The following is a 21,642-nucleotide window of genomic DNA, read 5'->3' as shown; positions in this document are numbered from 1 at the left end:
AATGATAATGATTATTATTATCTATTGCGTAAAGGAGACTAGAAATAAATGAAGCAAATGAAATCCTTCCAGTTCCTGCTCCTTGCCGTGCTGCTGCTGATCCTGGCTGCGTGCAGCAACGGAACAGGTCAACCGGCTTCTGAAGAACCGCGTCCCTCCGCCTCCCAAACCAGCGGTCAGGGGGCTGCGGAACCGGGCACACGCACGATTGCCCACCTTAAGGGAGAAGCTGTGATTCCGGCCAAAATTGAAAAAATCGTTGTTCTCTCGGCAGAGTACATAGATCATCTGTTGACTATCGGAGAGAAGCCCTCCGGTGTGAACACCGAGGTCCGGTACGGAGGAGAGTATCTTCCCTATATGGCTGACAAGCTGCAGGGGGTACAAACCGTAGGTTCGGCGGATAATCCCAACCTTGAGGCCATTACCTTGCTTGATCCGGATGTGATTCTTATTGAGAGCCGGACGGCCGAGAATAAGTATGAGCAACTGAACAAAATCGCCCCTACCATCGTTCTTGGAAATGAATGGCTTGATTATGGCGACGATACTTCCTTTTGGACCAAGGATCTGCTAACCATTGCGGAGATGTATGACAAAACGGACCTGGCGAAGGAAAAAATTGCTGAACTGGAACAGAAAACGCTCCAGGCCAGCGAGAAAATCAAAGCGCTGGACAACAAAAAACTCGCCTACCTCCGTGTGCGGGAGAAGACACTCCAATTGTACGCACAGCAAGGTCATCCAACCAATGCATTACTCTATCAGGATCTCGGGTTCGAACCTGCCGCACTTACGCCGGAAGAGCAAAGAGCAGATTTATCCTTGGAGAAAATACCGGAGCTGGGGGCAGACTTTATCGTCCTTGAGGTGGATTCCAATGCCGGAGATTTCCTGGACAACATGCAGGCCAGCCCGCTCTGGAAGAACATCCCTGCCGTACAGGGAGGAAAGGTTCATGAGACCGATTCCTTCTGGCTCTTTAAGGGCTGGGGAGTGATCGGCCGGGGTGAAATTATTGATGAAATCATGGCATGGCTGGGGAAATGAGTGAGGCTATACCTTTTAGCAGCCAGTGGATACAAGATTTCATGCAGCAGCATTTTGCCGTGACTGTCGCGGAGGACAGGAATAATTCTTTTCCTTACAGTACAGAAGATCTATTGGATGAAGCGAGGCTACCGCTCATTATCGGCAAGCAATCGGTTCAGCTTGGGGAGCCTGGAGGAATTGTGGTCGGAACTTTATTTGCCAAAAGGTACTCGGTGTTGATCATGGGACTGGCCGCCTCCATCACTCTCTTCGATACCCCTCTCTCTCTGTTGCCCGGCGCTTTACGGTTCAGGCTAACGGATGCAGGAATGATGCAATATGAAGCGGAGACGGCAGCCACGGACAAATGGCCTGTTAATCCTTCGGAAGTCCGTCAAGCCTGCCTTTCCGGCTATATGGATCGCCTGCTGGCACATTTACGGCAGGTGCTACAGGCTGTATCTGTGTATACAGGAGCTAAGGAGAAAATCATGTGGTCGCTGATTGCACATAATTTGCATAACCTGTATGAACGGCTGCATACGGACAAGGGACTCTGGGACTCTGAGGAGCGTGGCCGGATCATCAGCCAGGATTATACTACCCTGCTCCAGCCGGAGAAGCCGGATGAATTATCCATGCGGTTCCGGAGGTATGAGCATCCGAAGCTGCGCGGCCATTCATTATATCTGCGCAAGCATTGCTGCTTGGCCTACCGGATCCGGATCGGGCCAGATGCCGGAGAGTATTGCAGCACTTGTCCCAAGCTATCCCCGGAAGAGCGAGGGCGTATATTAGATGAATAAGCAACGCCCCTCACCGGTTCGGGAGGGGCGTTGCTTATTCGTGCTGTGCTATTCTCTATGACCGCTAACGACAATAACATCCCGGTTATAGTTGCCTCCAGCAAACGCGATGCCCTCCGGCTCCGTCTTGCGGGGCAGCAGCGCTTCGGAGATAATATTGCCGGTATGGTCGAGGTAGCTGGTGACATCGACACTCTTATGGTAGAGGCAGATATCATCCACCCGGTCCCCCATCACGATACGCAGCGCGGTGGCCTCCTGCACGGAGAGTAGTTCCCCATGCTGCCGGACAGGCAGCCGTTCTACACTCACCTGCGGCTTCTCTGTTCTGAACGGAACGGCCAAGGTAACGACGGCTGCGCCTCCGGTCAAGGTAAGGGAACGCTTCATGACCGGACTCTCGTGATAGTGGCCCTGCTTGAAGATCAGGCCCTGCTCCAGCGTCAGCCGGTCCTCCGCCAGCCCGGAGGGGAGCGGCTTCAGCAGCAGATTGGCCCCCTCCAGCTGCGAGACCACTTCCCCGCTGAGAAAGTCGTAAGCCGCTGCACCCGGCGGCAGATGGAAGTACTGCTCATAGCGGTGCTCTTCCTGCGCTTCGAAGAGGTCCACGATCAGCCAATAGCTGTTCTTGACGAACAGCACCTTGCGGGAGTGAACCACAGGATCTTCGTAACGGGTATATCCGTACTGGCTCGCAAAGGCATAATCATACGCTTCATTGAACCCAGTATCCCAGATTCTACAGCTCGCCGTAGGCGGTGTATTCCAGTGGAAGCTGCGGACATGCTGGTCCTGCCCGTCGACAACTACAGTGTTATGGGCGCGGGTCGAGACTGTATATTTACGTTCCTTGTTCCACTCGAACAAGCCCATACCCGAATCGGCCAGCAGCTCGCGTCCTCCGGCGTAGAGAACCAGACTGAGCGCATCGGAATGCGCATGCCCGCCAATCCCCACACCTGCCCGCATCGCCATGTACATATCGTTAGGGCTCCAGCCCTGGCGCGAGGTCACATAACCGCCTGCCGGGAAGCAGGCGGCCGTCTCCGCAGGCTCTGCAGCCTTGAGCTGATCATACTCCGACGCAGCCTCCGGCCCCACTCTCCACAGCAGGGAGAACGGCAGCCGCTCATGTCCCAGCGCCTTGAAGTCCCCCCGCTGGTATAGGTAAGCGCCAAGGCTCATGACGTTGCGCAGCTCGCTGACGACCTGAACATCGGTATCGCCAAACTTGACCAGCTGCCCGTCCGGTGCCAGCAGATGCATCGTGACGACATACATTTTCTCCAGCGTCTCCCGGTATTCCCCGGCATCGATGCCGAGCTTCTGGTACAGAACCACCAGTTCATACAGCTCGCGCATGACGATCAGGTGATAATTCGGGCTGCCCTCGAACTGTACCCCGTCGGGGTAGACGTTCTCAAGGATGTATCCCGGCAGCTTACGCCCAGCGTATTCCAGCCATGCGGCGGAATCCTTCAGCTCCGGCAGAAGCAGCGCCGTCTGAGTCAGTCCCCGGAGCTGCATGCAGACATGGTTGCCGCCGCTGGCATGATATTTACGGACGTACTCCCCGTGCTGCTGAAAGGACTGAATCAGCTTCAGCTTCACCTCAGCCCTAAAGGCCGGGGAGCCGAAGAAGGTAATGAAGGCTTCCGGCAGCATGAACATCCGCACACCAGCCGAGAGAGGGTCCCAGGTCGAATGCTCCGCCCGGAACGTACCATCCACCGGCATAGGGTTATCGTCAATGAAATGGCTGATCATATCATTGAAGCATTTGGCGTATTTATCATCCCCGGTCAGCGCATAGGCTCTGGACAGGCGCTTCACATAGACGAACCGGGTCAAATGCAGCTGATACTGCGAGCTGTCGAACAGCCAGCTGTTCCAGTCATAGCTTCCGTGCCGGAAGAGCACTCTTTTCCCTTTGAACAGGGGAATATCCCCCTCCACAATCCGGTCCGCCTCGGCAATATCCTGCTGCGCCTCCTCCTCCCCGCTGTAATGGCTGGCGGCGTAAGCCCTAAGCCCAGGAACATCCTTCACATCAAAGTAATATCTCCCGTTGTTACCCGCTGCAATGACTTCTAAATAAGCATCCCGTGCACCGGCGATATCGCCTAAGTCCAGCTTCGCAGCTACACTGGCAAGCTCCGGTCTGGTCAAGTCCAGCCTTGTGCTTAAGAATTCTCCGGCAGTCAGCTGCGGCTTCGTGTATGCGGGATTGTGCCGCAGATCTTTATAATTCATGGTCAATTCTATCATCACCTTTATATTTGCGGATTCATCCGCCTAAATGTCTATTCCTTAATCGAACCCAGCATGGCACCCTTAGCAAAATATTTCTGCAGGAACGGGTACACCATGACTATGGGCAGCATCGCCAGCAGAATGGCCGCATTCTGGACATTGGGTCCAAGGTTGGCCGCAAGCGAGGCATCCACCGCCGCCTCTGCCGAGATATTGGAGGCGCTGATCGCGACCATCTGCCGCAGGAGTGGTTGAATCGGCCAGCGCGTCGTATCATTCAGATAGATAACCGCCGAGAAGAATTCATTCCAGAACTGCACCATGAAGAACAGGGTGAACGTAGCGATAATCGGCTTGGACAGCGGCAGCACGATCGAGTAAAGAATTCGGAATTCCCCCGCCCCGTCAATTCTTGCCGCTTCGTCCAGACTCTCAGGCAGGCTCTGGAAGAACGAGCGGATGACCATGATATTGAAGGCACTGGAGGCTGCCGGAAGCACTACCGCCCAGTAGGAATCGATCAGACCCAGATTTTTGACGACCAGATAGTTCGGAATCATGCCCCCGTGAAAGATCATCGTGAAGAAAATAACCAGCAGCATGACCCGGCGTCCGGGCAGAAATTTCTTCGACAGCGCATAAGCCAGTGTAATCGAGACAAACAGACTGAGCACCGTGCCCATCACCGTGATAATTACAGAGTTCTTGACGGAGGTCAGGAACGTATTCGCATTCAGCAGATAGCTGTAGGCGTCCAGTGTCCAGTGCTTGGGCCAGATGAAGAAATTCCCGGCCATCGAATCTCCCGGCGGACTGAACGAGACCGCAATAATATACAGAAAAGGCAGAATAACCAGCAAGCTGATTAAGCAAATGATGACTACAATAATGGTATCAAACCAGGTTGCCTTAAGCTTCATAACCTCTCCACTCCTGTTCTAGTTCTAGAATATGCCTTCCTCACCCAGCAGCTTCGCCGCATAATTGGCCCCGAGGACCAGGATCAGACTGGCAACGGATTTGAACATGCCTACGGTAATCGCGAAGCTGTAATTGAATTGCTCCAGACCGACATGGTAGACGAACAGATCGAAGACATTGGAGACATCCAGGTTAAGGCTATTGGTCATCAGGAAGATCTGCATGAAGTTGGAGTCCATAGAGGAGCCCAGACGGAGCAGCAGCAGAATCACAATGGTTCCCTTGATGCCGGGGAGCGTGATATGCCAGATGCTCTGCAGGCGGCTTGCTCCATCCACCTTGGCTGCTTCATACTGCTCAGGGTTAATCCCCGCCAGTGCCGCCAGGAAGATAATCGTACCCCATCCCGCATCCTTCCAGATGGACTGGAAGATGACGAGCGGCCGGAACCATTCGTTGCTTACCAGGAAATTTGCACTGCCGTCGAACCACTGGCCGAGGTAATGGTTAATGACCCCCGAAGGCCCGAAGAAGGAAATCGTAATCCCGTAAATCACGACCCAGGAGAGAAAATGGGGCAGATACACGATGGTCTGCGAGACACGCTTGAACACCTTGAGCCGCACTTCATTCAGAAGCAGCGAGAGAAAGATAGTGAAAGGAAAATAAATGATCAGATTCAGCAGACTGATCAGCAGCGTATTTTTCAGCAACATATAGAAATCGGAGGTTCCGAAAAACTGTCTGAAATTATCCAGCCCCACCCAGGGACTGTCCATCATGCCCTTGAACGGGCTGTATTCCTTGAAGGCCAGAATGAGTCCTGTCATCGGGATATAATGAAAGGTGAGAAAGTAGAGAATACCCGGTGCTGCCAGTAAATAAAAGGGCCATAGCTGATGAAACCGTTTGGGGCGTAAAGCTCTCTGCACGGGCTAAACCTCCTTATCCGATTGGGCAAGTGGAGAGGGAAAAGCCCCCTCCTTTGCCTCTGTGTATTGTGTTGTATTACTTCGTGGAATGCTCTGCTTTATACTGGTCCAGCAGTTCCTTGGTGATCTGCACCCCAGGACCCTCAGTCCAGGCATCAATTTCCTTCTGCACATCCTCCCAGGCTCCCTCGCCCAGCACATACTTCGTCATTACCGCACTCATTTTCTTATAGCTGTCCGGATTCTTGCTGGCGTACTGTGAGTTGTAGCTGAGGAACGGATTCTCCACTCCGATCTTGCTGATCGTATCTAGAGTCGCCTTTTGCAGCGCCAGGATGTCCGGCTCCTTGGAGTTGGCGTATACATATGGATCTGCGCGGTTCTCCAGGATGAAATTGTTCGGCTTATCCAGCTCATATTGCTTCTTCTGCTCCTCGGTCTGCACCGCAACCCCATTCTTGAAATCGCTGGAATGGATGCCGGTGACACCCGCTTTGGAGAACGCTACATTCTCCTCGGAGGCTGTGAAATCAAGGAAGTCTACAATCTGCTGCACCTTATCCTCCGGCACGGAGCTTGGAACCGCCCACAGTCCGTAGTACCCGGAGAGTACAGAAGCGCCCTTCTGTCCGTTCGCGCCTTCAAGCACATCGACAATCGCGATTTCGGCCTTCGGGTCCGTCTGTTTCAGCTTCTCTACGTTGGTCTCTACAATATCACTTACATTCCCGACAAAAGCACCCGCTGTACCGGCCAGGAACTTACTACGTGCCTGCCCCTGGTTCTTCAGTACCGGCGCATCCTTGTCGATCAGGCCCTTGCTCCACGAATCTCTCAGCCACTCCAGGAATGCCTTGTATTCAGGCGTCTGGAAATCACGGACCACCTTATCGCCCTCCAGCTTCCATACATTCGGGATGCCGAAGGCATATTGAATGGGTTGAACACCGGAGAATGGTCCAGGGCTGTTCACACCGTCTGATCCGTAGATTGTGAACGGAATGGTTTTGCCGCCGCCCGCCGGGTCCTTCTCCTTGAACACCGCAAGCGCATTCGCCAGCTCATCCATAGTCTTCGGAACCGGCAGATTATACTTATCCAGCCAGTCCTTGCGGATCAGGATATTGGCTTCACCTCCGCCGTAGAGACCGCGCGGCCGGGGAATCCCGTAGGATTTGCCGTCAATCTTGGCACCGTTCCAGACCACCTCATCAATCTGGCTGATATTCTTGGTCTTCGCAAGGTAAGGCGTCAGGTCATGAAAAGCGCCCATTTTCACCAGGTTGTTGAATTTATCGTCCTTACCGCCATCCATTAGCAGCAGATCATAGGAATCTCCGGCGGATACCGCCACAGAGAGCTTATCTGTATAGGCTTCGGATGGCACGAAGGTTACGTTCAGGTCTACATTGCCGCGCTTCTCCAGATCCTCCAGCGCCTTGTTGTTCGTCATCTGCGGCGGATTACCGAAAAGAATGGTCATGGCCTTGATGCTGGCTGGCTTGCCAGCCGCACCGCTTGGTGTACTGCCTTCCGGTGCCGCTGTGCTGCCTGCCGCAGAATTATTACCGCCGCCGCAGCCCGCCAGTGTAGTTACCATCAACGCCGCTGAAGCTACAAGCGGTACAAGCTTTCTTGTAATATTCATTGTCATCCCCCATTTGCTTGTATTGATTGCGTTTACATCGTGCTTACACTTTGGATTATAGAAGACGCCGGAGCTTAAGAACATGCCGGATTCCAGCCAAAGTGTCACCATTTTTAAGATTTGCCGGGCCGCAGGTATCTCCATGTCCGCCAATGTACTATAATCTGTTTAGGATAGCCTGCCCGGTATCCGTAGTCCAAAACCCCTAACGGATGTGATTCTATGAATTCACCCTTTTTCAGCTTTTTGCGGCGGAGCTTCTATATTAAGATGATTGTGGTCATGTTCGCCATCTCGGTGGTTCCGCTGATTGTGCTGTCCTTCATCTCTGTAAGCGTATCCAGCACGACAGTGGAGCAGCAGGTGAACCGCCTGAACGCCCAGCTCGTCAATCAGGTCGTGGACCGGATTGAATTAACCATGACCCGGCTGCGGGAGCTCAGCGAGCAATACTCGCGGATCTCGTCCATTCAGAGTGCACTGGTCTCGCCTTCGGCCCAATATTTTGAAGAGGTGGTCCGCAAAAAGGATCTGATCTCGGTGCTCAGCGGCGCCTCCGCCATCATCGGGAACGTGGAGGGACTGCAGGTCTATTCCGCCGTCACCGGAGAAGTCCTCTCCTCCACGGAAGCTCCTGCCATGCTGGAGGATTCCCCGTACCGGCCGCTGATTGAAGCGTATCTGGCTTCGGGACGGCCGAATCTTTTTCTGGACAAGCACTCGCTGCCTGAGCTGGCTATCCTTAATTCGTCTACCTATTATATCTCACGCGTTCCCTTCGACTTATATAAGGACCTGAAGGGCGTGCTGCTGATCTCCATGAACAACAGCCAATACCAGCAGCAGATCGAGAATATTCAGCTTGGGAGCGAGGGGTCCATCTCCCTGCTGACCGAAGACGGCCTGACCATTGCCACGACCAGCAAGCTGGAGAAGCAGGAGGATACGCAGCGGGTGCAGGAGATTCTAAAGCGCTGGAAGGAGCTGAAGCGCCCCGATCAGTTCGCGGCAGGCTCCTCAATAGTCTCTGTCAAACAGACCTCAACCTATGACAAATGGATCGTCCTCTCGGAGATTCCGTCCAAGGAGCTGACGGCCAGCGCTGAGATCATCCGCCGGACAGTCACTTATTTCCTGCTGATTCTGGTCTGTCTGGGGGCGCTCTGTGTGGTCGGTTTCGGGTATCAGCTCTACCGGCCTCTGCAAGCTGTGAAACGGCAGGTCGATGCTCTGAAAAAAGGGAATTTCGAGGCCCGGGTTACCCATTTCGCCAATAATGAGATCGGAGATCTGGGCCGGATGCTTAATACCATGGCTGTCCGCATTCAGGATCTGCTGGCAGACCTGCATGATTCGGAGGATCTGAAGCGCAAGCTGGAGATCCGGGCGCTGCAGTCGCAGATCAACCCCCATTTCATGTACAATACCCTCAATACGATCCGTATGTTCGCCATGATGAAGGATTATGAGAAGATCAACTCCCTGATGGGACGGCTGGTGGCCCTGCTGCGGTATTCGATGGAGAATTTCGAGCAGACGGTGCAGCTCCAGCAGGAGCTTGATTATCTGGCGGATTATGTCGGGCTGCTGAATATGCGCTACAAATGCCAGATTCACCTGGAGGCTGAGATTGAGGAGCCGCTGCGGGGCATGATGATTCCGAAGCTGGGTCTGCAGCCGCTGATTGAGAACTCCGTATTCCACGGCATTCTCCCGCGCAAGGTACCGGAAGGGCATATCCGTGTGCGCGTATACAGAAGTCCCGGCGGGAGCCATATTATTGTACAAGTGGAGGACGACGGGAAGGGTCTGGAAGAGGCTGAGCTGAAGAAACTGCAGCTTCATCTCCAGCAGGAAGAGTCTGCCGAGAACATCGGACTGCAGAATGTATGGATGCGTATGAAGCTGCTGTTCGGGGCGGAGACACAGATCCTGCTCACAAGCGCTCCGGGCGAAGGCTTGACCATCCGCATGCTGCTGCCGTCCGGGAACGTCCTGATTAAGGAGGAACATCATGAATCACTATAGAGTTGTCCTTGTGGAGGACGAGATTCCGGCAAGAACCGTCTTCCGGCATTTCATTGAGGAGCGCGCTGACCTGTTCACCCTTGTCGGCGAAGCCGAAGATGGCCGGGACGGACTGGAGCTGTTCCTGAAGCATAAGCCGGAGCTGATTGTTACCGACATCACGATGCCTGGCATGAACGGGCTGGAAATGCTGCGCGAGATTGAACGGAGCGGGGTCCGTGCGCCGCAGATCATTATCCTGACCTGCCATCAGGACTTCCATTATGCCCAGCAGGCCATTCATCTGAAGGCAGCCTCCTATCTGATTAAGGATGACTGCCTCTCCGATCCGGGCCTGTTGACCCGGACGATGGAGGAGCTGGCGGTCCTGGCGGATTCACGCGGCGAGACGAGGGACAATTATCTGCAGCTGGAGCAGCAGGTCCGCCTGAGCGAAGTGGAGATCGAGCAGAGCCTGTTCCTGGACATGCTGCGCAGCCCGGCGGCTGAAGCCAAATGGCTGCGCAGTCTTGCAGACTCGCAGCTTCCGCTTCACGGCCAGGGCTTCATGACCCTGCTCTTGGAGCTGGACCGCAACTCCCTGCGCTTCCCGATCGACCAGCTGGAGGAGCTGAAACTGTGGCAATTCGCCGGGGTCAACGTGCTGAAGGAGCTGCTCGGCAGCATAGGCCCGCATAAGGTTATCGCCCTCGACAAAGGGCGATTCCTGGCCCTGTATACCGACAGCATGAAGACGGAGAGACCCCGCTTCCTGGAGCAGGTGCTGGAGTCTCTGGCCGCGAATCTGCGGATGAGCTGCATCGCCCTGCTGTGCAGCTTCGAACAGGGGCTGGAGGAGCAGCCGGAGGCGCTGAAGCGGCTGGCTTCAGCGCCGTATCCGTTCTTTTACCGCTGCAATGAGCTTATCGGCATCGGGGAGTGGGGGCAGCTCTCCAGCTTCCAGCGGATTCCCGAGCCGCAGAGCCGCTTTTGGAGCAAGGTGCTGAAGAAAGCGCTGCTGGAGCCGCATCTCAGCACAGCCGCTCTGGAACAGGAGCGCCAATCCCTGCACCGTCAGGCCATGGAGCAAGCCTGGGACCCGGAGCAGATCAAGTCCCTGTACCTGAGAGTCTTCCTGGATATGAGCCATAACGTAATTGGGGCGGAAGGCGGAGCGGACCTCGAAGCGGAGCTGCGTGTACAAATCGAGCTCTGCCAGACGTTCAACTCCGTACATGAGATCACCTGCGATTATTTCCGCAAGCTTCAGCAGCTTCAGGAGGGCGGCCGGAAGATCGACGCCTCCATCACACGTATCATTCAACAGATGCGCGAAGATCTCAGCTATCCCTACAAGCTGGAGGAGCTGGCGGCTTCGATCAATTACAGCGTGCCTTACTTCAGCTCCATGTTCAAAAAGGCCGTCGGCGAGAGCTTTGTCCAATATCTGACCCGCCTGCGCATCGAACAAGCCAAGCTGCTGCTGCTCACCACCGACCACAAGACCTTCGAAATCTCCGAATCCATCGGGTTCGAGAATTACCGTTCCTTCAACCGGATCTTCAAGAAGGAGACCGGCGTCTCCCCCTCCGATTACCGCCGGCAGGGGACTCAAAGTATATAAATTGGTCATGTGCCGCCCGCTCCAGCCGATTGTGGTCGGTTTACCGTAAACAACCCCCGCCTTCACCGCAAATTCCGGTGAGGACGGGGGTTGCTCTTGTTAACCTGTAATCCGTCAGGAACGGCGGTTCACGAACATCAGCATAAGCATGGAAATCAAAATGATCGAAGCGACCCACATCCAGGCCAGCGTCATGTTGCCTCCGTCCACCGCTACATAGATCGCGGTAGGCACGGTCTGGGTGCGGCCCGGAATATTGCCCGCCACCATAATCGTGGCCCCGAACTCGCCCAGCCCGCGGGCGAAGCCGAGGACATAGCCGGCAGCCAGCGAACGCCCGGCCAGCGGAAGGGTGACATAGCGCAGCACCTGAAGCTCGCTGGCTCCCTGCGCACGCGCAGCATCCTCAAGATCCTTCTCTACCCCCTCGAAGCCTGCCTTGACCGTGCGGTATACCAGCGGAAAAGCCACCACGACTGCGGCAATTACCGCTGCCCCCCAGGTGAACAGGATCGTCTGCTCTGTGAACTGTTCATACAGCCTGCCGATCCAGCTGCGCCGCCCGAGGAAGACCAGCAGGACGAAGCCGACCACAGTCGGCGGCAGCACCAGCGGCAGCAGCAGGACCGTTTCGACCAGGCTGTGTCCGAAGAACCGGCGTCCCGCCATCTTCCGGGCAGCCACTGTGGCCAGCAGGAATACGATCACACTGGTTAATACCGCAATCTTGATGGACAGCCAGACCGGGGCGAAAAAGTCGGTCCAATTGATCTCCATCTCTTTTCACCCTATCTAATAGAAGTTACTTATTTCGCTAATTGAAAGCCGTAGCCTGTAAAGACCGAGCTTGCAGAAGCAGTCTGCACATAGCTGTAGAAGGCTTTGGCTTCTGCCTGATGCGACGAATCTTTGACAATGCCCACCGGATAGTTAATCGCCTTGTGTACATGGCCGCCCACCGTCAGGGCAATCTTCACCTTCTTCGAGGTTAACGCGTCTGTCTTGTAGACGAACCCTGCATCCGCATTGCCTGTCTCCACATATGACAGCACCTGACGGACATCCTTGGCGAAGACCAGCTTGCTTTGCAGCGTATCCCAAACCTTCTTCGCGGTCAAGGACTGCTGGGCGTATTGTCCGGCCGGAACCGATTCCGGCTGGCCTACGGCTACTTTTTTGAGGGCTGGAGCGGTAAGGTCAGTAATGGTTGTAAGCTTCGTATTCGAATCGGAAGGAACCACGACGACCAATTGATTCTTCAGCAGCGCCTTGTGGTCAGCGATCAACCCTTTATCCACCAGCGCGTTCATCTGTTTATCGCCTGCCGAGAAGAACAAGTCGGCCGGTGCCCCCTGCTCAATCTGCTTCTGCAGCGTCCCGGAGGCGCCGTAATTGAACACCAGCTTAATCTCAGGATGCTGCTTCTCATACTGCACCGCGATCTTATCCAGACTATCCTGCAGACTCGCTGCTGCGGAGACAATAATCTCCGTCTTTTTGGCTGCCGCCTCAACATCTCCCGCTGAACCCGCCGACACGCCCGCCACCATCAGGAACACCAATAATCCTGTCAACCACTTCTTCAGCACACTCCATACCTCCCAATCACTCTTCTTTATTTTGATCATATTCTAGCAAGTTAAATCGAATTATACAATATATTTGATTATGTTTGTATATGTTTAGTTATAATTAGTATTAAAATCAGGGATAACCCTAGCCCGCACGCTAAAAAAACCCCACCCTATGTATAGGGAAGAGTCCCGTATCCAAACGTTATGCAGCGGTTCCCTTACTACAGTTCCTGCTCCTGAAAAATACGCTGGCACAGGAAGACTAGTACTGCCGACAGTAGCAAAGAGATGCACGCAGGTATGAACCAATGCTCCGGCAGCGTTGCCCCGGAAAGGATATCCTGATTAATGGTGTTCAGCCTCCCGGGCAAATATCGGTCCAGATAAGGCACCAGGCTGAGCAGGCTTATGACAAAATAAGCGGCAAACCCGGTAAAAAAAGCCTGGGTAAATGTCCGGGCCAATACACTGGCCAGCATGGAAATACAGATTACAAAAACCCCGTACACCCAATATAAGAGAAAAGCCAGATACAAATTCGGAAGAGCATATTCACCAAAAATCAGATAAGTGTACAGGACACATACGATACCAGCCGCTGCGCAGGCAGCGGTAAACAGCAGCATCCTGGAGGCAACCTTGCTTAACAGAAAAGAGGTCCTTGACAGTCCCTTTGTCAGCAGAAATGCAGCGGTTCCGCTTTTTTTCTCATCTACCATAGTTCCGCATACCAGCAGAATCACCACGATGATGCCCGCCTGCTTGAGGTTGTTAAATGTATCCTTGTAGGCATCGGTATATACAGGGGCCGGTATATGAATTACGCTTCCAGGGCCTAACTTATTCGAGTAAGCCTTCATTAATTCGGGTTCAAACTTCGCAGACAGCGGGCCTGACAAGGCAAAAAAAATAAATACCCCTAACAGAATCAGCACCTTCTTGCTGACTATCATCTCTCTCAGATCTTTCCTGAACAGCACTTTAGTATTCACCGGGCATTCACCATCTTCAGAAAAAATTGTTCCAATGTGGGCTCCGTTATCCGAAACAGCATCAGGGGAATCCCTGCACCGGATAACAGCTGCGGGATATAAAGCTGCGCTTCCCTTAGATCAGCCACGTTCAGGTTTAATGCATTCCGCTCTTCCAAAATCTCAACATCCAGTACTTGCGGGTGTTCGATTAATAATGAAGCTGCGGTTTGCAGAAGCTCCAAGCTCTCGGTCTGAAGCTCAAGGGTATTCAGGGCGGACTTGCTCTTGATGCTGACCAGCGAATCATCGGCAATCACCTTCCCCTGGTCCATCATCAGAATCCGGTCACAGATCTGTTCAACCTCATAGAGATTGTGAGAGGACAATAAAATCGTCAGCTCTCCGGCAAGCGACCGGATCAGCTCAAGCACCTCACTTCTACCTACCGGGTCCAGGGCCGAGGTCGGTTCGTCCAGCACCAGAATCTTCGGTTCCGGCAGCAGGGCCTGGGCAATGCCAAGCCGCTGCTTCATACCACGGGAGAAGCTCCCAATCCGTTTGTTGCAGCCTTCCAGGCCAACCTTGTGGAGCAGCTCCTCAATCCGGCTGGTTAATGCAGGGCCTCTCATATAATACAGTTCCCCCACAAACCGCATCAGCTCCTTGGGCTTCATCCATTTGTAGTATTGCGGAACATCCGGAACAAAGCCAAGCCGGGAGTAACGGGACTTGCCGAATTCCAGCACCTCCCCATCAATCCTGATCATTCCTGAAGTAGGGCGCGACAGCCCGCAGAGCATGTTCAAGGTGGTAGTCTTCCCTGCCCCGTTCGCTCCCAGAATCCCGCAGACCGATGAAGCGGGGATACGCACCGTCATCTCCCGGACAGCGGTGAACGAGCCGAAGGTTTTGGTCAGCTTCTCGGTTTCCAGAATATAGCTCACTCTTCATCTCCCCGGAGCAGGAAGTAGGCCACTGGTCCAAGAATATTGCCAAAGATCACAATCAGCGACCAGATCCACTTATTGCCGAAGCGAAAGCGGGTTCGTCTGGCTATATCCACAAACGCAATAATCCATAATACAAGCTGAAGCACGATGAGTGGCGATAACATCAGCCAGAATTTCGCATCAACATTCTCCCCGATTGTAAATGTACCGAATTCCATTCCCACACATCCCCTTGCAGATCGTTATTCAACTTTAAATGTAACCTCGAAGCTTCCTTTGGTATCATCGCCCTTGACTTCAATCCGGTATTTCCCGTCCTTGTCAGCCTCTACCTTCTCCGTTCCTGACTCATTAGTTCCTAGCTCCTTGAGCACCTCATTGTCAGGCCCATACAACTTCATGGACAACTCGCCCTTTTCCACCTTGGAATTGTAATCCATGCTGAGCGTTTCACCTCTTTTGAGCTTAACCTTCTTCTCTTCCGTACCTGTAAACAGCTTGTAGGATGCGCTTAATTTGCTCTTGGTGCTCGAGCCGGCGAACATCATTCTTTTGTCGCAGGCTGTCAGCAGTAAAGGCACCATGGCGATCAAGATCCCCAGCGTTATCCATTTCTTATTCATATTCTTAACACTCCCCGGTTTAGATTAGATGCCCGCAGTGCGGACAACGGATACCCTCAACGCTTGAGTCAGCGGTTATTGAATTGCGCGGCTGCTTCCTGGCCAGCAGGTACAGGATCAGGCCGATGAAGTTGGGGATATAGATTACCGCTGTCATCCACAGCCAGGCATTCATCCTCCGCCGGGACGCATCCTTGTATATAAATACAGCAATCAGAGCATTGAGGCTGAGGAACAGCAAGGCCAGCAGGCTCATTACAATCAGCCAGGTCTGATTCTCCTCCAGAAAGTCACCCATATAGGGGCTGATACCTACTCCGAGTGCAATGCAGCTTAGCAGGACGATGGCCGTAAGCCCCCAGAATACGAACTTCTCAACGGTGAAGTGAATTCTCATAAGCTCCCGCTCCCTCCCTGCCTCCTGTCATACGGTACAATAACAGGGCGGCTGCAACCATTCCCGCCAGGACGAATAGCAGCAACAGGCAGAGGATCCAGGGCTGCGCCGCCGGACCTGTCAGGAAGAATCCTGCCATCAAAATGAATACCAGCCATTGCAGCGCCATTAGTCCGGCGATGATGCCCATCCTCCCGCGACCCTGTATCCGCCGGAGGGTGCTTAAGACCAGCCGGGGCGAAGGGGTGAGCGGGGTATGGAAATATTCCTTCAGCAGCCGTTCATTGTCTCCGGGCTCCTTCAATTAATTCATCTCCTTCATTAGACTGTGCAGCAACTTCTTGCCTTGATTCAATCTGGATTTGACAGTCCCCACCGGCACACCCAGCACTTCTGCAATTCCTTCATAGCTGAACTCTTCGTAGTAGTACAGCACCAGGGGGGCCAGATAACGAGCGGGCAAGCCGCGCAGACACTCTTCCAGCTGCCGGTGCTCCTCGCTCCGCAGCAGGTTCTCCTCTGCGGAAGGCTCAGGGTCTCTGAGCTGAACCAGTTCTGCATCGGAAGACAGCCAATTCCAGAGTGCGTATACGCTTTTCCACTTCCGGTAGTGGTCGCGGTACAGATTGAAGGCCACCTGGAACAGCCAGGGCTTGAATGGACGCTCCGCATTATATTTCTCCAGCTTACGGATTACCCGCACCCATACTTCCTGGAACAGATCCTCGGCATCCTGCCGGTTCAGTGTCAGATGGCGGCAGAACCGGTACAGATCATCCCTGTATCTGGCAATGAGCTGCTCAAGATGCTGCGGCTGACCTGACTTGCATCCTTCAACGAGCTGTTGGTCTGTCATCATCTGTTCTCCGCCCGCCCTTTCAACCTACATTACGAAGCAATCTGGATATTGTTCGGAAATTCACAAATAAATTCCTATTCATTGCAGAATATTCTTCAGCCGGGTAAACAGCAACTGTTCCCTCTCCTTAATCTGCCTGAATAACGCTATGACTTCACCCAGGTAAGCAACTGGATCTTGAGTACGGAACTTTACATTATAGAGCTGTCTCATAACGCTGCGCCAAAGCCCGCCTGCCTCAATAAATTCCTGGCCCAGCTCATGGAACGCCTGAGGATCAAACAGGCTGGCGACCTTCTGCAGGCTGCTGCCGAACTCTACTCTGTTGCACGTATAGCTGCCCATCTCAAGATTGCCCCTGAGAATCAGGAAGATGACCACAAACTGTTTGGCGTTGAAGCTATCTGTCTCGGCAAGCTCTGCGGCATGCTGCTCCATCTCTGCAATAAGCCTGGCCAGGCCTGAAACTCCCTGCACGCCATCTGTAATCTCCGCACCGCCACCCAGGTCCTCCATCGTCCCGTTCCCGAGCATACGCTCACATGTATCCTGTAGGGCCTTCTTCAGCAACAGCGGGTATTCAGTCCTGAACCATTCCCGGTACGCTGCATCTATATTCAGCTCATAACAGATTCCTTCGGGTGAGGAGGGAATCGTTACATGATGCCGTGAACCCAGAAATTCAGGCAGGGATGTCACCAGCACCTCTGACTGCTGGTCCGTCTGGTGGAGCACAATATAGGCTTCTTCCTGTTCGGTGTCATAACCGGTAAATACAGTCATTGAAGGGTTATAAAGCTGACCCAGGATGCTTCCTCCTCCTGCTGGCCCGCTGGTTATGTATCTGCTGTCAAACATAATGAGCAGAGGGGTGTCCCGGTCCGTGAATTCCTTGATGGTCTCCCATCCCCCCGTATCATTGGCAATATGGTACTTCTGCCGGGGAAGGGAGATGCGGTTCATGAATTCTTCCTCCAGACAGGGCACAGAGCTGCCCGCGAACCAGAATTTCACCCCCGCGAGCTCCTGCAGCGCAAGATGGCCGAACTGGAATCCCGCACCGCCTGATAAGAGGAAGATCGGTGCGGAATCCAGTATAATTCCATAATATCTCAGAATCTCCCGGAAGGATGTGATCCGGCAATCCAGCATCTCCCGCTCAGGAATGCTCTGAAACCCGCTGATCTGTTTTCTCACGCCGGAACCTCCTCTGGATAGCGTATGCAACAGGACGAATCAGCTTGCCTCCGAATCCGTAAGCCATTCTCCCCACAAAAAATAAAGAAATCAAATAAACAAAATTATTGAAGATATTCCGGAATACCTGTGTTATTGCGCTCCATATCGATAGATTTTTGTAGTCCACCATCACGATAGCCCGCAATTTATCCAGATGGGAGAGCACCGTGTAAGCCATAGAGAAGATCCAATAGAAGAAAAAGATCATGAACAAGGAGCTGCTGGCCACATAAATATAAAAGAATATCTTTTCTTTTTGGCCGATAGGAAGGTTGAATTTCACCTCTTCCGTACGGCGGAACAATCCTTTGAGCTTGCTCGCCAGGAACTTCTTCATCTGCTCCTGAAGATTGGGGATTCCCGTTAAATCGGACAGAATCCAATACCCGTCCAGCTTGATGAACGGGTTCAGGTTAAGCACTGTCTCTACTGATAACACAATGGCACACACCATTAAGTAGGGATTCGAGAACATCCACCCGGCAGCATAGACCACGAGCAGCACCAGTGAATGAAAATAGATGCCGCCAATATCCACTATCACCCGCTGCCGCCGGGACAGTCTCCATACCTTGGTGACATCCGAATAGAACACGGGCATAACGTAATAGATTCCGAATCCGATGTTGCCGGGTGCAATCTTGTAGTGCATGGCCGCACTGGCATGACCCAGCTCATGGAACAACGTGACCAGCAGCCCTGTACCCAGAAGGTATAGAAAGCCTTGGCCGTTGGTGTTCAGTACAGCCTGATAGGTTCCGGGATGCAGCAAATAAGACAACAGCCATAACTGCGAGATCAGCCCGAGGCCCGCAAGATAGACGAATATTTTGGGATTGTACAGCACTCCAAGAAACCGGAATTTCCCTACGAGACCCGCCTTCATTAGCGTTCCCCGCAGCCACAAGCTCTGGTTCAGCGATTTCTTGGGAGCATCTGTATTCTCTGAACCTTCAAGCACACCCTTCTTCCATAGAAGCTCATGTATAATATAATGGACGGACTCGGGTTCGATCCGCGGTCCGCCCGTCTTATTCATCTGACTACAAATCTCCTCCACGTTATTCCTGCCGTTCACGAGAGAGACTACACTATAGACAAGCTCCGATATCTGCCATTGCCGTGAACCATAGCTGAGCAGATAGCTTGCACTGATCATGCTGGAATCGAATTGTTCGACCGTCACTTCCTGCTTAAGCTTGGGGACAAGCTGCTGATTCATAATATCACTACCTTCTCAGGAAATAGCTCTTCGTATTAGCGGAACAGGTAGACAGGCCGGGAGAGAATATCCCGACCTGTCTTGTTCATGGTGTTATGTAGCCTATTAGATACCCAGGAAACATACCCCTCCGCCTAAACCTAAATATCCTGCACAAGCCACAGGCAGACAAACGGTACCTGCATCTCCTCCGCAAGCATGGAAGAAGCAGACCATTTCCGGTCTTTCCTCCAGCTCCATCATCATCTCATCCAGCTCGTTCACCCGAATTTCCTTGTTCAAAGATTGAATCATTTTCCCACCACACTTTCATCGTCTAGTTAGATGCATTAGAAATTAACTCCACAAGCTGAAGCGTTTCCGCTGCAAGCATTGCCTGCACAGCTCATTTCTGCTCTTTCAGATAATTCTTCGAATAATAAGTCCATTTGTTCATCAATCTCAATGCTTTGATTCACAGATTGGATGCTTTTTTCCATTGTTCTCACCTCCTTTACGTAATAATAGGGGCTAGCGCCTTACAGATTCACATCACAGAAGGAAACATTGCCCATACACGACCCTCCGCCTGGCGTGGTGCTTACGATCGTACAATGGTTGCTGGAGCAGGACATTTCGGTCCGTTCGGACAATTCCTGGAACAGAATATCCATTTTCTCATTGAAACTGACATTCTTGTTTAGTGATTGAACAGTCTCTGTCTGCATACTTTTCACCTCCTTTCGGAAGAGGGCATGTCTATACCTGTGCCGGTTCCTTAAGGATTTTGCTATATAGTCCCGCAACTACTTCATCAAAAATCAGTTTGAAATTCTCGCAGTATGCCGTGTAATGATCTTTATTGGTAATGTTGGCATGTGCTCCGCAGCCGCCGCCGCAGAACAGAGCATATTGACAGGCTGCGCACTCTTCAATCTTGTCGGCCGTCCGTCCCCGCCAGAAGGCAGAGCGTTCATTCAGCTCAAAGCGCGATTGCTCCAGGTTGACCACACCAATGCTCTCTTTACGGTCGCCCAAAACATCCCAGCAGGGATAGATGTCTCCATAGGGATCAATAGTGAACATCCCGGTGGTGGCTCCGCAATACCCCGCCCTAAGCGGAGCATACCCTTCGCTCTTGAACATGCTGCCCAGGGTGCGGGTCAGATTGCTGTAGATACTATTGAAGGAGAAGCCTTCGACACCGCCGTATATAGAATTCAGCCGCTCCATCAGCTCTACATCCGTAATGGCCTCCGCAGGCTCTTCATAGCATTTATGCGTCGATTTGAAGTAGTAGCTGAAATTCGGATATTCCGTCCAGCCTTTGTCCTGATATATCTTCATCAGTCCTTCGAGCTGGGCGATATTGCGCTTGTTGACATTGGAGCGGACGGCCACATGAATTCCCTGCTTCAGCGCCATGGTGATATTCTCCACGATCCGGGCAAAGGTCGGCTGGCCTCCGGCGAGGTATCTCCTGCTGTCATGCGTTGCTTCTTCGCCATCCAGAGTGATCTGGATCGAATTGATCCCATCCTTGGTAAGCAGGTCCTGATAATGCTTCAGATCATGGCCGTTGGTCACAGCGAACAGCGTAATCCCCCGTTCTTTGCACAATTCTACGATTTGCTTCACGATGGGGTAGCTTGTCCGCAGCAACGGCTCCCCGCCAAACAAGGTAACCTGGCCAATCTGATAGCCCTCTTCCCGATACTTGTCAATCTGAACGAAGACTGCGGCGAGCGTCTCAGCGTCCATGGAACGCTGCAGATAATCTTTACCTTTATCGAATAATTTCTTCTCAAAACAATACTCGCAGCGGAAATTGCAATTATACGTGGGGATTAACGTAACCGATATCACCTTGGAGCTTGCCCGGTGCAGCGCTTCCGAAATTCTGCCCAGTGTCTGCCGCTCCTCCTCTTCGGTCTTCGTGGTGAGGTAGCCCCGCTGTTCCAGTACTTGTCTGTCTCCGGCTGTGATCTCGCACAGCAGTTCCTCCTCCGTAGCACTGCTGCGCAGTGCCTGGTGGATCGACTCGTTCACAATATCGAATGCCCCGGAATACCCGTGTACTAACATGAATCTGTCCTTGTCCTCCGTTAATGGAATGGAAATGGTGTAATTGCTGACTCTGTACATAATGCGCCTCCGCTCTTAATAGTGGTTATGGATAGTTATATGAATGAAAATACGAGAATACCGTTTGTTGCCTTCCGGCCTTCAACAAAGCCTTCTACGCTAAACTTAGCCAATGACGGTGTGCCTGACAGGAGCCGGGCCTCCAGTTCCAGGCGGTCTCCCGGAACAACAGGCTTCAGGAACTTCATCAGCTCCACCTTGATCAGTACGGGGAGCTTATCCGGCTGTTCATCCGCTCTGCCCATGACAACGGCACAGAGCTGAGCCGCCGCTTCCATAATTAAGGCACCGGGCATGATCGGCTGGCGGGGAAAATGCCCGCTGAAGAATGGCTCATTCATGCTGATATTCTTCACAGCCTTGGCGTACACTCCCTCTTCCAACTCCAGAAGCTTGTCCAGGAACAGGAACGGGGGCCGCTGCTCAAGCAATGAATAGATCTCGTTCATCCCGCTCC

24 protein-coding genes are annotated in these 21,642 nt (G+C 52.9%); 4 read left to right on the top strand and 20 right to left on the bottom strand.

Going from position 1 to position 21,642, the window contains the following annotated elements; genetic code table 11:
• Positions 1 to 48 precede the first annotated feature (48 nt).
• Both NST04_RS27710 and NST04_RS27705 read left to right on the top strand, forming a co-directional pair.
• Positions 49 to 1,050: an iron-siderophore ABC transporter substrate-binding protein gene (locus NST04_RS27710; RefSeq protein ID WP_341187136.1), complete on the top strand. Its 1,002-nt coding sequence runs from the start codon at positions 49 to 51 to the stop codon at positions 1,048 to 1,050.
• Positions 1,047 to 1,838 (top strand): hypothetical protein, encoded by a 792-nt coding sequence (locus NST04_RS27705; protein ID WP_341187135.1) that lies wholly within the window; start codon positions 1,047 to 1,049, stop codon positions 1,836 to 1,838. Before NST04_RS27710 ends, NST04_RS27705 begins: the two co-directional genes overlap by 4 nt.
• Before the next feature lie 48 nt (positions 1,839 to 1,886).
• On the opposite strand, the gene NST04_RS27700 is transcribed toward NST04_RS27705, so the two are convergent.
• The 4 genes from NST04_RS27700 to NST04_RS27685 all read right to left on the bottom strand — a co-directional run bounded on the left by NST04_RS27700 (position 1,887) and on the right by NST04_RS27685 (position 7,592).
• Complete coding sequence (locus NST04_RS27700; protein WP_341187134.1) at positions 1,887 to 4,091, bottom strand: alginate lyase family protein; 2,205 nt, start codon at positions 4,089 to 4,091, stop codon at positions 1,887 to 1,889.
• A 50-nt stretch (positions 4,092 to 4,141) separates the two neighbouring features.
• Positions 4,142 to 5,011: a carbohydrate ABC transporter permease gene (locus NST04_RS27695; protein ID WP_341028956.1), complete on the bottom strand. Its 870-nt coding sequence runs from the start codon at positions 5,009 to 5,011 to the stop codon at positions 4,142 to 4,144.
• A 24-nt stretch (positions 5,012 to 5,035) separates the two neighbouring features.
• The gene (locus tag NST04_RS27690; protein ID WP_076157105.1) at positions 5,036 to 5,944 is read right to left on the bottom strand and encodes an ABC transporter permease; all 909 of its coding nucleotides are present in this window, start codon (positions 5,942 to 5,944) and stop codon (positions 5,036 to 5,038) included.
• A 76-nt stretch (positions 5,945 to 6,020) separates the two neighbouring features.
• Positions 6,021 to 7,592, bottom strand: coding sequence for an extracellular solute-binding protein (locus tag NST04_RS27685; RefSeq protein ID WP_341187133.1), 1,572 nt, complete (start codon positions 7,590 to 7,592; stop codon positions 6,021 to 6,023).
• Between the two features lie 222 nt (positions 7,593 to 7,814).
• Here NST04_RS27685 and NST04_RS27680 point away from each other — a divergent pair, with 222 nt between their 5' ends.
• Both NST04_RS27680 and NST04_RS27675 read left to right on the top strand, forming a co-directional pair.
• The gene (locus NST04_RS27680) at positions 7,815 to 9,620 is read left to right on the top strand and encodes a sensor histidine kinase (RefSeq protein WP_341187132.1); all 1,806 of its coding nucleotides are present in this window, start codon (positions 7,815 to 7,817) and stop codon (positions 9,618 to 9,620) included.
• A complete protein-coding gene (locus tag NST04_RS27675) occupies positions 9,607 to 11,223 on the top strand; it encodes a helix-turn-helix domain-containing protein (protein WP_341187131.1) in 1,617 nt (538 codons plus the stop codon). The genes NST04_RS27680 and NST04_RS27675 overlap by 14 nt, the downstream gene beginning before the upstream one ends.
• Positions 11,224 to 11,337: 114 nt before the next feature.
• Here the strand turns inward: NST04_RS27675 and modB are convergent, their stop codons facing one another.
• The 16 genes from modB to fabZ all read right to left on the bottom strand — a co-directional run bounded on the left by modB (position 11,338) and on the right by fabZ (position 21,634).
• The gene (gene modB / locus NST04_RS27670; protein ID WP_341187130.1) at positions 11,338 to 12,000 is read right to left on the bottom strand and encodes a molybdate ABC transporter permease subunit; all 663 of its coding nucleotides are present in this window, start codon (positions 11,998 to 12,000) and stop codon (positions 11,338 to 11,340) included.
• A gap of 29 nt (positions 12,001 to 12,029) precedes the next feature.
• Entirely contained in the window at positions 12,030 to 12,773 is a 744-nt protein-coding gene (gene modA / locus NST04_RS27665; protein WP_341188069.1) for a molybdate ABC transporter substrate-binding protein, read from the bottom strand.
• 245 nt (positions 12,774 to 13,018) lie between these two features.
• Positions 13,019 to 13,789: an ABC transporter permease gene (locus tag NST04_RS27660; protein ID WP_341187129.1), complete on the bottom strand. Its 771-nt coding sequence runs from the start codon at positions 13,787 to 13,789 to the stop codon at positions 13,019 to 13,021.
• Positions 13,786 to 14,715 (bottom strand): ABC transporter ATP-binding protein, encoded by a 930-nt coding sequence (locus NST04_RS27655; RefSeq protein WP_341187128.1) that lies wholly within the window; start codon positions 14,713 to 14,715, stop codon positions 13,786 to 13,788. The genes NST04_RS27660 and NST04_RS27655 overlap by 4 nt, the downstream gene beginning before the upstream one ends.
• Positions 14,712 to 14,939, bottom strand: a complete 228-nt coding sequence (locus NST04_RS27650; protein ID WP_341187127.1) for a PLD nuclease N-terminal domain-containing protein — start codon at positions 14,937 to 14,939, stop codon at positions 14,712 to 14,714. Before NST04_RS27650 ends, NST04_RS27655 begins: the two co-directional genes overlap by 4 nt.
• 24 nt (positions 14,940 to 14,963) lie before the next feature.
• On the bottom strand, positions 14,964 to 15,344 hold the full coding sequence (locus NST04_RS27645) for a hypothetical protein (RefSeq protein WP_341187126.1): 381 nt from the start codon (positions 15,342 to 15,344) through the stop codon (positions 14,964 to 14,966).
• 19 nt (positions 15,345 to 15,363) lie between these two features.
• Positions 15,364 to 15,741, bottom strand: coding sequence for a hypothetical protein (locus tag NST04_RS27640; protein ID WP_341187125.1), 378 nt, complete (start codon positions 15,739 to 15,741; stop codon positions 15,364 to 15,366).
• Entirely contained in the window at positions 15,719 to 16,045 is a 327-nt protein-coding gene (locus NST04_RS27635; RefSeq protein WP_341187124.1) for a hypothetical protein, read from the bottom strand. Before NST04_RS27635 ends, NST04_RS27640 begins: the two co-directional genes overlap by 23 nt.
• Positions 16,046 to 16,600 carry an RNA polymerase sigma factor gene (locus tag NST04_RS27630; protein WP_341187123.1) on the bottom strand — a complete coding sequence of 185 codons (555 nt, stop codon included), beginning with the start codon at positions 16,598 to 16,600 and terminating at the stop codon, positions 16,046 to 16,048.
• Between the two features lie 78 nt (positions 16,601 to 16,678).
• Positions 16,679 to 17,797: a hypothetical protein gene (locus NST04_RS27625; RefSeq protein ID WP_341187122.1), complete on the bottom strand. Its 1,119-nt coding sequence runs from the start codon at positions 17,795 to 17,797 to the stop codon at positions 16,679 to 16,681.
• Entirely contained in the window at positions 17,760 to 19,061 is a 1,302-nt protein-coding gene (locus tag NST04_RS27620; protein WP_341187121.1) for a hypothetical protein, read from the bottom strand. Before NST04_RS27620 ends, NST04_RS27625 begins: the two co-directional genes overlap by 38 nt.
• Positions 19,062 to 19,166: 105 nt before the next feature.
• Positions 19,167 to 19,343 carry a hypothetical protein gene (locus tag NST04_RS27615; protein WP_341187120.1) on the bottom strand — a complete coding sequence of 59 codons (177 nt, stop codon included), beginning with the start codon at positions 19,341 to 19,343 and terminating at the stop codon, positions 19,167 to 19,169.
• 47 nt (positions 19,344 to 19,390) lie between these two features.
• The gene (locus NST04_RS27610) at positions 19,391 to 19,540 is read right to left on the bottom strand and encodes a hypothetical protein (RefSeq protein WP_341187119.1); all 150 of its coding nucleotides are present in this window, start codon (positions 19,538 to 19,540) and stop codon (positions 19,391 to 19,393) included.
• A 39-nt stretch (positions 19,541 to 19,579) separates the two neighbouring features.
• On the bottom strand, positions 19,580 to 19,768 hold the full coding sequence (locus NST04_RS27605; protein ID WP_341187118.1) for a hypothetical protein: 189 nt from the start codon (positions 19,766 to 19,768) through the stop codon (positions 19,580 to 19,582).
• A gap of 31 nt (positions 19,769 to 19,799) precedes the next feature.
• Positions 19,800 to 21,185 carry a radical SAM/SPASM domain-containing protein gene (locus tag NST04_RS27600; protein WP_341187117.1) on the bottom strand — a complete coding sequence of 462 codons (1,386 nt, stop codon included), beginning with the start codon at positions 21,183 to 21,185 and terminating at the stop codon, positions 19,800 to 19,802.
• A 35-nt stretch (positions 21,186 to 21,220) separates the two neighbouring features.
• Entirely contained in the window at positions 21,221 to 21,634 is a 414-nt protein-coding gene (fabZ, locus tag NST04_RS27595; RefSeq protein ID WP_341187116.1) for a 3-hydroxyacyl-ACP dehydratase FabZ, read from the bottom strand.
• Positions 21,635 to 21,642: the final 8 nt, after the last annotated feature.

Origin of the sequence: Paenibacillus sp. FSL H7-0756 (assembly GCF_038006765.1) — a bacterium.
GTDB lineage: Bacteria > Bacillota > Bacilli > Paenibacillales > Paenibacillaceae > Paenibacillus_AQ.
The sequence above is the reverse complement of the archived record's forward strand: the minus strand, read 5'-3'. Positions and strand labels throughout refer to the sequence as shown.

What these genes read in the sequence shown, in the direction of transcription:
- NST04_RS27700 (WP_341187134.1), bottom strand. Translation starts at nt 4,091, where the DNA reads ATGAATTATAAAGATCTGCGGCACAATCCCGCATACACGAAGCCGCAG.
- NST04_RS27675 (WP_341187131.1), top strand. Translation starts at nt 9,607, where the DNA reads ATGAATCACTATAGAGTTGTCCTTGTGGAGGACGAGATTCCGGCAAGA.
- NST04_RS27705 (WP_341187135.1), top strand. Translation starts at nt 1,047, where the DNA reads ATGAGTGAGGCTATACCTTTTAGCAGCCAGTGGATACAAGATTTCATG.
- NST04_RS27620 (WP_341187121.1), bottom strand. Translation starts at nt 19,061, where the DNA reads ATGAATCAGCAGCTTGTCCCCAAGCTTAAGCAGGAAGTGACGGTCGAA.
- NST04_RS27605 (WP_341187118.1), bottom strand. Translation starts at nt 19,768, where the DNA reads ATGCAGACAGAGACTGTTCAATCACTAAACAAGAATGTCAGTTTCAAT.
- NST04_RS27650 (WP_341187127.1), bottom strand. Translation starts at nt 14,939, where the DNA reads ATGGAATTCGGTACATTTACAATCGGGGAGAATGTTGATGCGAAATTC.
- NST04_RS27680 (WP_341187132.1), top strand. Translation starts at nt 7,815, where the DNA reads ATGAATTCACCCTTTTTCAGCTTTTTGCGGCGGAGCTTCTATATTAAG.
- NST04_RS27645 (WP_341187126.1), bottom strand. Translation starts at nt 15,344, where the DNA reads ATGAATAAGAAATGGATAACGCTGGGGATCTTGATCGCCATGGTGCCT.
- NST04_RS27685 (WP_341187133.1), bottom strand. Translation starts at nt 7,592, where the DNA reads ATGAATATTACAAGAAAGCTTGTACCGCTTGTAGCTTCAGCGGCGTTG.
- NST04_RS27610 (WP_341187119.1), bottom strand. Translation starts at nt 19,540, where the DNA reads ATGGAAAAAAGCATCCAATCTGTGAATCAAAGCATTGAGATTGATGAA.
- NST04_RS27710 (WP_341187136.1), top strand. Translation starts at nt 49, where the DNA reads ATGAAGCAAATGAAATCCTTCCAGTTCCTGCTCCTTGCCGTGCTGCTG.
- NST04_RS27695 (WP_341028956.1), bottom strand. Translation starts at nt 5,011, where the DNA reads ATGAAGCTTAAGGCAACCTGGTTTGATACCATTATTGTAGTCATCATT.
- NST04_RS27640 (WP_341187125.1), bottom strand. Translation starts at nt 15,741, where the DNA reads ATGAGAATTCACTTCACCGTTGAGAAGTTCGTATTCTGGGGGCTTACG.
- modB (WP_341187130.1), bottom strand. Translation starts at nt 12,000, where the DNA reads ATGGAGATCAATTGGACCGACTTTTTCGCCCCGGTCTGGCTGTCCATC.
- NST04_RS27630 (WP_341187123.1), bottom strand. Translation starts at nt 16,600, where the DNA reads ATGATGACAGACCAACAGCTCGTTGAAGGATGCAAGTCAGGTCAGCCG.
- modA (WP_341188069.1), bottom strand. Translation starts at nt 12,773, where the DNA reads ATGGTGGCGGGCGTGTCGGCGGGTTCAGCGGGAGATGTTGAGGCGGCA.
- fabZ (WP_341187116.1), bottom strand. Translation starts at nt 21,634, where the DNA reads ATGAACGAGATCTATTCATTGCTTGAGCAGCGGCCCCCGTTCCTGTTC.
- NST04_RS27600 (WP_341187117.1), bottom strand. Translation starts at nt 21,185, where the DNA reads ATGTACAGAGTCAGCAATTACACCATTTCCATTCCATTAACGGAGGAC.